Annotated in this window: 6 protein-coding genes; 2 read left to right on the top strand and 4 right to left on the bottom strand. The window is 64.5% G+C overall.

Annotated elements, in window-relative coordinates:
• Positions 1-25 precede the first annotated feature (25 nt).
• Entirely contained in the window at positions 26-682 is a 657-nt protein-coding gene (bluB, locus tag VGL01_RS15295; protein WP_331570725.1) for a 5,6-dimethylbenzimidazole synthase, read from the top strand.
• A 22-nt stretch (positions 683-704) separates the two neighbouring features.
• On the opposite strand, the gene VGL01_RS15290 is transcribed toward bluB, so the two are convergent.
• The 4 genes from VGL01_RS15290 to VGL01_RS15275 form a co-directional block, all read right to left on the bottom strand.
• Positions 705-950, bottom strand: coding sequence for an H-NS family nucleoid-associated regulatory protein (locus VGL01_RS15290; protein WP_173260386.1), 246 nt, complete (start codon positions 948-950; stop codon positions 705-707).
• Between the two features lie 508 nt (positions 951-1,458).
• On the bottom strand, positions 1,459-5,862 hold the full coding sequence (locus tag VGL01_RS15285) for a response regulator (protein ID WP_331570721.1): 4,404 nt from the start codon (positions 5,860-5,862) through the stop codon (positions 1,459-1,461).
• A gap of 196 nt (positions 5,863-6,058) precedes the next feature.
• Positions 6,059-7,129: a threonine-phosphate decarboxylase CobD gene (gene cobD, locus VGL01_RS15280; protein ID WP_331570720.1), complete on the bottom strand. Its 1,071-nt coding sequence runs from the start codon at positions 7,127-7,129 to the stop codon at positions 6,059-6,061.
• 7 nt (positions 7,130-7,136) lie between these two features.
• Positions 7,137-8,129 (bottom strand): CobD/CbiB family cobalamin biosynthesis protein, encoded by a 993-nt coding sequence (locus VGL01_RS15275; RefSeq protein WP_331570723.1) that lies wholly within the window; start codon positions 8,127-8,129, stop codon positions 7,137-7,139.
• 173 nt (positions 8,130-8,302) lie between these two features.
• Between VGL01_RS15275 and VGL01_RS15270 the strand changes: the two genes are divergently transcribed.
• Positions 8,303-9,775 carry a cobyric acid synthase gene (locus VGL01_RS15270; RefSeq protein WP_331570719.1) on the top strand — a complete coding sequence of 491 codons (1,473 nt, stop codon included), beginning with the start codon at positions 8,303-8,305 and terminating at the stop codon, positions 9,773-9,775.
• Positions 9,776-9,859: the final 84 nt, after the last annotated feature.

Here is a 9,859-nt window from a genome sequence, read left to right as displayed (position 1 = left end):
GCGAGCCTCAAAGGCCAATTTTTCGATGGCAATGCAATTCGACGACGGGGAGCGCGCGGCCGTATATCGCGCCATCCATGAACGGCGGGACATGCGTCATTTCGTGCGCAAGCCGGTCGACCCGCACGTGCTCGCCCGCCTGTTCGATGCGGCGCATCACGCACCGAGCGTCGGATATATGCAGCCATGGAGAATCGTCAGAGTGACCGACGACGCACGGCGCAAAGCGCTGCACGATGCCGTCGAGCGCGAGCGCGCACGCACAGCCGCTGCGCTCGGCGAGCGCAGCGACGAATTCATGAAGCTCAAGGTGGAAGGCATGCTCGAGTGCGCCGAGCTGCTCGTCATGGCACTGATGGATGGCCGCGAAAAACACGTATTCGGTCGCCGCACGATGCCCGATATGGATCTGGCGTCGGTTGCCTGCGCGATTCAGAACATGTGGCTCGCTGCACGCGCGGAAGGGCTCGGCATGGGATGGGTGTCGCTCTTCGAGGTGGACGACGTTCGCCGCTTGTTGCGGATGCCGATGGGCGCCCGGCCTGTCGCCATACTATGCCTCGGACACGTCGAGCGCTTCTATCCTCGGCCGATGCTCGAAATCGAACACTGGGCCCAACGAATGCCGCTATCCGAGTGCGTTTTCGAAAACGAATGGCCGCCGACGGACTCCGAGCGCTGAAGGCCCCAGGCCTCGCGCCCGGTTATCCCTCGCAGCGATAGAAATCCATGTTCTGTCCGGCGGCGACGGCACGACGCAACCAATCCGGCGGATCTCCGTAGCCATCCCACGTATTGCCCATCGCATCGCGGTAAAGGATGGGCCGTTCAGCCTGCTTGTCGGCGGAAATCGATTCCGCCACAGCTTCGACCGTAATGCCGTATTCGTCCATGCGACGCCGGAGCCAGCGAATCAATCGTTCGCGAGCCTCGCCTTCAAGCTGTTCCATCGATGATTCCGGTTGTAGTTGATGCGGGGGTGTGGAGCCCCTTATTTGACCCGAGCCGAATCATACTCGACTCGCGGCAGCAGGCGGTTACAACCGCCCAACGGCGGGTCCGGATGGACGCGCGCCAGATTGTGTTTCAGGCCGTCGATGTCAATTATCGATACAAAACTTCCAAAAAGCAAAACGTCAAAACCAATAACGAGGTCTACTCCGCATATTGCGTCGGAGTATCCCAAAGCACGAAAGTGCCATCCCGTAAAAGCTCACCATCGGCGCCACCGCGCGACAAGGTGAGCCTTTACGGGAGAAAATGCGGGACTTCGCGAGGCACGGCGGGCGCCAACTCGCCGAAAAGCGTCCCGCGAAGCAGAAAATCGCACGCAAAGCACCCTGCAACACACCGCAACGGGGCAAACAAGCACCCCTTATCCCGAAAAACCTCACCTCACGCCCCGGGGCTCCCGAAAAACCTCACCACGCGGGAGCCCGCCTTGTCGGACGGCGCGGCCTAGCCGCGGTATCCGGTCACCGGTGCGGTGGCTGAACCCGTCGACATGCGTACCATCATGGCCGCATCCAGCAACGCTTCCATCTGCTGGCGATCGTACGGCTTGCGCAGCATTGTGGCCCCGGCGAGCGCTTCCGGCTTGCGGCCGTCGGGCAGCTCGTCGTACCCCGATGCGAAGATCACGCGCAACCCCGGCTGCAATGCGACAGCCCGCATCGCCAGTTCGTCGCCGGACAGATCGGGCAGTGCGATGTCCGTCACGATCACATCGAACGTGTGCTTGCCGAGGAGTACCAGCGCTTGCGCCGCATCGGCGGCTTCAGTCACGGCATAGCCGAGATAGGACAGCATGTCCGCCGTTGTGAAGCGAACCATCGGGTCGTCATCGACCAGCAGCACGCGCCCGCGCAAGCGGCCAGGCATGCGGACAGCGTTGACGGCCTGAGCATCGTCCGTCCCAGGCAACGGCGGCGAAGGCAATGCCGGCTTGCCACGCACCTGATGCCGCAACACGTGGCGAATCTTGCGCGCCAGCGCTTCGCGGCTATAGGGTTTGCTGAGCAGATCGACGCCATCGTCGAGCCGGCCGCCATGCACGATCGCGTTATCGGTATAGCCCGACGTGAACAGAACCGCGATGTTCGGTAGTCGTTCCCGCGCGCGGCGGGCCAGCTCGGGACTGTCGAGGGGACCCGGCATAACGACGTCGGTGAATACCAGGTCGATCGGCACCCCGCTTTCGACGATCGCGAGCGCGCTTTGCGCGTCCTTCGCCCGCAGCACGCGATAACCGAGTTCTGAGAGCAGATCGACGACCGTTCCGCGCACGTCTTCGTCGTCCTCGACGACGAGAATGGTTTCCGTACCGCCCGTGATCGGCCCGGCCTCGACTTCGGTCTCGACATCCTCGGGCTGGCGGGCGCGCGGCAAATAGAGCCGCACGGTCGTACCCTGCTCGAGCTCGCTGTAGATCTTGATGTGTCCGCCCGATTGCTTGACGAAACCGTAGACCATGCTCAGCCCGAGGCCCGTGCCGCGGCCTTCGGGTTTCGTCGTAAAGAACGGCTCGAAGACACGCTCGAGCAACTCGGCCGGTATACCGCAACCGGTGTCGGTCACGGCGACCATGACGTATTGGCCGGGCGCCACATCGGGATGACGCGCGACATAGACATCGTCGAGAAAAGCATTGCCCGCTTCGATCGTGAGCTTGCCGTGACCCTGCATCGCGTCGCGCGCATTGATCGCCAGATTGAGCAGGGCATTTTCGACCTGCACGGTATCGACGAACGTATTCCACAGCCCGCCCGTGATCACCGTTTCGATTTCGACGCTTTCTCCAAGCGAGCGGCGCAGCATGTCGTCGATGCCGCGAATCAGCCTGCCAAGATTGACCGTCTTCGGCGACAACGGTTGCCGACGTCCGAATGCCAGCAGTTGCGAAGCGAGCCGCGAACCGCGTGCCGTCGCGGCAACGGCGGTCTGCAGCCGCTGCTCGGCGCGCAGATTCCCCGATACGTCGCGGCTCAGCAGTTGAAGATTGCCGGCAATGACTTGCAAGACGTTGTTGAAATCGTGAGCGACACCGCCCGTGAGCTTGCCGATCGCTTCCATTTTTTGCGCCTGGCGCAATTGCGCCTCGGTATGCAGGCGTTCCGCAATCGCCGCGGCGACGCGTCTTTCCAGTACGACGTTCGCCTCGCGCAAAATCTGTTCGGCCTCCTTACGATCCGAGATATCGATGATCGAGCCGATGTAGCCGAGAAACTTCCCGTCGTCGCCGAAGCGCGGTACCGCCGCGCCCAACACCCAGCGATAATCGCCGGCAGCGGTCCGTACCCGGTATTCGGCGCGAAACGGCCTGCGTTCGGCATGGGCATCGAGAAAGGCCTGGCGGGCGCTCTCGCGATCCTCGTCGTGCAGTGCTGCCCAGGCGCCTGCGCCTATGGCCTCATCGAGCGTCTGTCCGGTGAACTCGCACCAAGGCTGGTTCAGATAATCGAATTCGGCCTCCGGCGTGCTGATCCACATCATCACCGGTGCGTGATTGGCCATGTTCCGGAACCGCGCCTCGCTTTCGCGTAGATCGCGTGTGGCCTCGCGTCGCAGCCTCGCCATCTCGAGGTTCGCATTGACGCGCGCGAGAAGCTCGCGAGCCGAAAACGGCTTCGTCAGATAGTCGTCGGCGCCCGCGCCCAACCCCTCGACACTCGCCTCTTCGCCCGCACGCGCGGAAACGAGCACGACCGGCAAATCACGTAGTTCGGAGTCCGAACGAATTGCACGCAGCAAGCCGAAGCCGTCGAGACCCGGCATCATGACGTCGCTCAAGACGACGTCGGGCCTGCGCTCGCGGATCGCCGCGAGCGCTTCGTGCCCATCGGCGGCAGTGTCGACCTCCCATTGCCCCCGCAACAACCGGCTCATATAGCGGCGCATGTCCTCGTTATCGTCGACGACAAGCACGCGCGCCCCCCTCGTCCGGCTGCCGAACGGCAGCGTCGGCAGATCGTCGGCGCGCTCGGACGGGGCTTCGTCGCTGTCCTCCGCGCCCGCCTGCGGCAGCCAGCGCAGGGCCTCTTCGACGTACGCACCGGCACGGTGGGGCGTCCATGCAAGCAGGCGTTCGGGACCGATGCGATCGGGCGCCAGATGGGCGGTGCCGAATGGAAGGCTCAGGGTGAATGCGGTACCGCGTCCCACCTCGCTATCGACGGAGATCGTGCCGCCGTGCAGCTTGACGAGTTCGTGCACGAGCGCGAGGCCGATACCGGACCCTTCGAAGGAGCGGCTGCGCTGCCCCTCGACACGGTGAAAACGCTCGAACAAGCGCGCAAGCTCGTTCGAGGGAATACCGACACCCGTATCGCGAACGACGATCTGCGCTGCTTCGCCGTCGGGCGACACCTGCGTGCGCACCTCGATGCGCCCTTCGAACGTGAACTTGAATGCATTGGACAGGAGATTGAGGACGATCTTCTCCCACATATCGCGGTCGACGTAGACCGGCTGCGGCAGGCTCTCGCACTCGATAGACAATTCGAGGCCGGCCCGCTGGGTGGCCGACTCGAAACTCGACGCGAGTTCCGCGGTGAACTTGGCCACATCGGTCGGCTCGAACATCGCTGTCGCACGCCCCGCCTCGATGCGCGAGAAGTCGAGCAGCGAATTGACGAGCCTGAGCAACCGCACGCTGCTGCGATGTGCGGTCAGCAGGCGGCGCCGTTGAGGCGGCACCAGCGCATTTGCCGACGAATCGTTGAGGGCATCTTCGAGCGGTCCCAGCATCAGCGTGAGCGGCGTCCGAAACTCGTGACTCACGTTCGAAAAGAACGCGGTCTTGGCACGGTCGATTTCGGCCAGGACTTCGGCACGCCGCCGCTCGTCCTCGTAGGCCTGGGCATGGCCGATGGCCGCCGAAATCTGTCCGGCAACGAGCCCGAGAAAGCTTCGATAGTTACCGTCGTACAGGCGATACGGATTGAGCCCGACCACGAGCACGCCAGCCCGCCCGGCTTCCGCGCCCGGCACGATGGGCAGCAATGCCGCCTGCGCAGGGGACTCGTCCCACGGACCGCTCGGCAACGGTACGCCAATGCGCTCGTCGAATTCCGAGACCAGCGTGGGTGTGCGCGTGCGCAATACCTCGCCGACCGGCCAGATCGACGAATCGTCCGCGGCGATCGAATGCGGCGCGGCCCGGTGGGCGCGATCGACCCCGGACGCACACGCGAGCTCGAGCGTCGGTGCGCTCATATCGTCCGCCATATAAATCATCGCGAACGGCAGATCGCGGCCGTTCGTGCCGAGTGCCTGCGCGCTGCGTGCGCACACTTCCTGCCAGGTTCGGGCACGCGTTGCATCGGCGGCCAGATCGCGCAACAGCGCCAGTTGCCGTTCGCCGATGACGCGTGGCGTATCGTCCGTATTTGCGCAAATGATTCCGCCGGCGCTGCCGTCGTCGTTTGGAATGGGGCTGAACGAGAACGTGTAATACGTTTCCTCGGGGTAGCCGTTACGCTCCATGACGAGCAGTTGCTCCTCGACATAAGTGCCGCGGCCCCCGCTCATCGCCATATCGAGCATCGGCTCGATATCGCTCCATATTTCGCTCCACACGTCCTTTATCGGCCGGCCCAGCGCCCATTCGTGCTTGCCGCCGATAATCGACTTGTATGGATCGTTATAAAAATAGATCAATTGCTTGCCCCAGCCGATCCAGATCGGCTGGCTCGAATTGAGCATGATGCGCAGCGCGACTTTGAGGCTTTGCGGCCACGTATCAGGCGCACCGAGCGGCGTCCCGCTCCAATCGAATGCGCGGATGAGCCCGCCCAGTTCGCCGCCGCCCGAAAGAAAGTCCCAACCCTGCGGCTGGCGCAACGAATGCGATGCTTCGTTCATGTGGCAGTTCCTTGCTCGTCGATTCAGCAAAGATATCGCCGCCACTCGCAAAAACCAATATGCCGTATGGTCAAATCGCCGTAAATGCGCGAATAAAAATCGGGCACAAATCGTGCGCACCGCGACGACTGCAAGAATTACTGAGCGGGCGATCCGCCATCCGACGAATCGGAAACAAAGTTGCGCGATCAACAGCTCAAAGCGTATCGTCCGTCGTCAATGCCTCGCGCAACGCCCGATCGAGGCGCTCCCACGCGCGTTCGTCGGCGGGCAAGCCAAACCGCAGCCCGGGCACAACGTCGAATCGGCGCACCCACACGGCGCGACGTGCGAGCCGGTCCTGCAGACGAGCGGCATCGGCGCAGCGTACCCAGGCAAAGAGGGGCGTATGCGTCGCTTTCAATCCGTGCCGCTCGAGCAAGGCCACGAGGCGCGCCGACGCGTCGCGCAGCTGGGTACGCATCGAGCGCTGCCACTGTTCGTCCAGCAACGCGGCCCGCACAACGCTACGCGCCGGGCCCGATACGGTCCACGGCCCACGCAGTCCACGCATCGCGTCATCGAGTGCGGCCGGAGCGAGCGCGAACCCGGCCCGGGCGCCAGCGAGACCATAGAACTTGCCGACCGAGCGCAATACGACAAGGCCGTCGGTCTCGATATGCGAGGCCACGCTCAGATGAGGCGTCGCCTCGACGTACGCCTCGTCGACGATAAGGCCCCCGCCACGCGAAACGAGCTGACGATGCCAGTCGAGCAGCGTGGCCGCATCGAACGATTCGGTGCCGGGGTTGTTGGGGTTCACGACGACCAGATGCGTCAGCGTCGCCGGTAGCGGCACGCCCGGAGCAAGAAGGAAATCGGCGGCGTCGCGCCGATCGGCAAACGGCTCCGTGACGAAGCGCTCCACCGTAAAACCCGCGGCTGCGAACGCCGGCGCATATTCGCCGTAAGTCAGCAGGCCGATACCGATGCGCCCCACGGGCAGGACCTGCGGCAGCATGCGAATGGCCGCTTGCGTGCCCGCCACGGCCAGCGCGCGCGGCGCGCCATAATGGGCGGCCGCGATCGCTTCGAGATCGTCGCCGTCATCGGGCAAGCGCAGCCACGCCTGCGCGTCGATATCGGGCACCGGATAACCGCATGGATTGATGCCTGTCGAAAGGTCGATCCACTCTTCGCGAGCCATACCGTAACGGCGCACGGCTTCGGAAAGGTTGCCGCCATGAGGCACGGCAACGGAGACGATGGGACGCTCGGATGTCGACATGATCTGCTCAAAACACCATTGACGCGGCGGCTAGCAGGATCAGGCCGGCCAGCCATGCCATGAGCGCGCGACGGACGAGCGACAGCGCCCGCCCGATATCGCGGGCATGCGGCGCCGCGCCGCTGCCGAGCGGTGGACGCGCTTCGTCGACGCCATGATAGCGGGCGCTTCCGCCGCACGACACGTCGAGGCTGCCGGCACCGCTTGCCATGACGGGCCCCGCATTCGGGCTGTCCCACGCCGCTGCCTGTGTCCGCCAACACCGCAATGCGTTGCGCGGATTGCCGCACAGCGCGTAAGTCAGCGCGGTCAGGCGCGCGGGCAGATAGTTGGCCGCATCGTCGAGACGGGCGGCGGCCCAGCCGAACGAGATGAACCGCGGCGTGCGATAGCCCCACATCGCATCGAGCGTGTTGACGAGCCGATAGCCCAGCGCGCCCGGCCCTCCCGCGATGGCGAACCAGAACAATGCCCCGAAAATCGCGTCGTTGCCGTTTTCCAGGGCCGATTCGACGGCAGCACGTGCGACGGCCGATGCTTCCGCGTCCGAAAGATCGCGCGTGACGATGCGCGATGCCAGCGCGCGTGCGCGCGGCAAATCGCCGTTCGCGAGCGCGCCTTCGATCGGAGCGATGTGATCGGAAAGGCTGCGCGCACCGAGCGCGAACCACAGCAACAACGCATGGAGGATCCATCCAAACGCGACCGGTAACACGCGCGTCAGCACGACCGATAGCGCGACCGGCGGCACGACAGCCACTGCCCAACCGACGACGCCGAGCGCACGAACTCGCAGCGCGGGCAGCCGCGTGCGCGAATTGCATCGTTCGGTTCGCGTATCAACCGTATCGCCGTCCGGGTTGAGCGATCGTTCGAGCCGCTTTGCGAATCGCCCGAATGCGACGAGCGGATGAGCGCGCTGCGGCTCGCCCAGCCACCAGTCGAGTACGACGCCCACGATGGCGAGCAGGGCGATTGCCGCGAAGGACGGCAGTGCCATCATTGCAATGCTCCCGCCGAAGCGGCCGTTGTCCGGCCCAGTTGCCGCACGCATGCGTATGCGCCGACGCGAGCGGCGGTGACATAATGCAGCCCTGCTTCACGGCACGCGCCCGCCGCGCGATGCTCGCGCAAAAGGCGCGCTTCATATTCGACCCGCTCAGGACACCCCCCATGCCACGTGCGCTGATGATTCAAGGAACGAGCTCCGATTCGGGCAAAAGCACGCTGGTGGGCGCGCTGTGCCGAATCGCCGCGCGAGCCGGCATCCGCGTCGCGCCGTTCAAGCCGCAAAACATGTCGCTCAACAGCGCCGTCACCGTCGATGGCGGCGAAATCGGCCGCGCCCAGGCCTGGCAAGCGTTGGCGGCCGGCGTCGACCCTCATACGGATATGAACCCGGTGCTGCTCAAACCGAACAGCGACATTGGCGCGCAAGTCATCGTCCACGGTCGGGCGCGCGGCAACCTCGATGCGCGGGCCTATCATGCGTACAAGCCGATCGCCATGCAGGCCGTGCTCGAATCGTTCGATCGACTGCGGGCCGCCTACGATCTCGTGCTTGTGGAAGGCGCAGGCAGTCCGGCCGAAATCAACCTGCGCGAGGGCGATATCGCGAACATGGGCTTCGCCGAAGCGGCCGATTGCCCCGTCGTCATCGTTGCCGATATCGATCGAGGCGGCGTGTTCGCGCAAATCATCGGCACGCTCGCCTGTCTTTCGGAGGCTGAACGCGCGCGCGTCAAGGGCGTGATCGTCAACAAATTTCGGGGCGACGCGGCGCTTCTCCAACCCGGCATCGATTGGGTCGAAGCACGCACCGGCAAACCCGTGCTCGGCGTGGTGCCGTTCGTGCCAGGCCTTTGGCTCGATGCCGAGGACATGTTGCCGGCCGCACGGCACGCACCCGCCTCGGACGACACGGTGTTGCGCGTGATCGTGCCGGCGCTGCCGCGCATCAGCAATCACACCGATTTCGATCCGCTGCGCGCGCACCCGCAAGTCGACTTCCGTTACGTCCGGGCCGGCGAACCGCTGCCCGCAGCGGATCTCGTCATTCTGCCCGGCAGTAAAAGCGTTCAACGCGATCTCGCCTGGCTTCGCGCACAGGGGTGGGAGGACTACCTGCGTCGCCATCTGCGTTATGACGGGAAGGTCATCGGCATATGCGGCGGAATGCAAATGCTCGGACGCGGCATGCGCGATCCGCTTGGCATCGAGAGCTCTACCGAACGCACCCGCGGCTTCGGGCTGCTCGATTTCGAGACCGAGCTTGCGCCCGAAAAACAACTCGTCCGCATCGAGGGTTCGCTGACACTCGGCGATGCGCCGGTGCATGGATATGAAATCCACATGGGGACGACGACGGGCACGGCACTCGCGCGGCCGGCCATGTGGCTGCGCCAGGGCGCTGGCGACGAGCCGCGGCCCGACGGCGCCATATCCGACGATGGCCAGATTTTCGCCACTTATCTGCATGGCCTCTTCGACGGTCCCGATGCCTGCGCGGCATTGCTGCGCTGGGCGGGGCTCGATGATGCCCAGCGCATCGATCACGACGCGCGCAGGCTTGCGTCGATCGACACATTGGCCGACGCCGTTGCCGCGCACGTCGATGTACCAGCGCTTTGGCGCTTGATCGAATGAGCGGGAATCGCGATGAGCCAAGGCCGTTGTCCGTCGTTGCAAGGAACGGCGTAGTCTAGCGGGTCGCGGGATTTCCGTCGACGA

It is taken from the genome of Trinickia sp., assembly GCF_036503415.1.
Classification (GTDB): Bacteria; Pseudomonadota; Gammaproteobacteria; order Burkholderiales; family Burkholderiaceae; genus Trinickia.
Note: the sequence above shows the minus strand (reverse complement) of the source record. Positions and strands in the feature narration are given on the sequence as shown.

Coding starts and splice junctions, on each gene's coding strand:
- VGL01_RS15290 (WP_173260386.1), bottom strand. CDS start 950: ATGGAACAGCTTGAAGGCGAGGCTCGCGAACGATTGATTCGCTGGCTC.
- VGL01_RS15270 (WP_331570719.1), top strand. CDS start 8,303: ATGCCACGTGCGCTGATGATTCAAGGAACGAGCTCCGATTCGGGCAAA.
- cobD (WP_331570720.1), bottom strand. CDS start 7,129: ATGTCGACATCCGAGCGTCCCATCGTCTCCGTTGCCGTGCCTCATGGC.
- VGL01_RS15275 (WP_331570723.1), bottom strand. CDS start 8,129: ATGGCACTGCCGTCCTTCGCGGCAATCGCCCTGCTCGCCATCGTGGGC.
- bluB (WP_331570725.1), top strand. CDS start 26: ATGGCAATGCAATTCGACGACGGGGAGCGCGCGGCCGTATATCGCGCC.
- VGL01_RS15285 (WP_331570721.1), bottom strand. CDS start 5,862: ATGAACGAAGCATCGCATTCGTTGCGCCAGCCGCAGGGTTGGGACTTT.